Here is a 369-nt window from a genome sequence, read left to right on the forward strand (position 1 = left end):
CCGCGCCTGACTTCGGCAGTGTGAAAACGCTGACGCTGCGACAGATGGTCGAGAATTGCAGGCGGGCGGTGGAGTGGACGATGAAGAATGCCGCCAGTTTCGGCGGCGACCCGAACCGGGTGTATGTGGCGGGTCATTCTTCCGGCGCGCATCTGGCGGCCTGCGTCCTCATCACCGACTGGACGGAGCGCAGCCTACCGGCGGATGCCCTCAAGGGCGGCTTGCTGATGAGCGGCATGTATGATCTCTATCCGGTGATGCTTTCCTCGCGCAGCAGCTACCTGCATCTGACGGAGGGGGGAAGAGGCGGAATTCAGCCCGATGCGCCATCTCGACCGGATCACCTGCCCGATTGCCGTCGTGTCAGCC

Annotated in this window: 1 protein-coding gene; it reads left to right on the forward strand. The window is 63.7% G+C overall.

Annotated features, from left to right (window positions below; translation table 11 throughout):
* Positions 1 to 44: 44 nt before the first annotated feature.
* Positions 45 to 369: alpha/beta hydrolase fold domain-containing protein (locus EN859_RS35910; RefSeq protein WP_348632971.1), on the forward strand; the 325-nt coding region annotated here is incomplete at its 3' end.

Source organism: Mesorhizobium sp. M00.F.Ca.ET.216.01.1.1 (genome assembly GCF_004010325.2).
Lineage (GTDB): Bacteria > Pseudomonadota > Alphaproteobacteria > Rhizobiales > Rhizobiaceae > Mesorhizobium.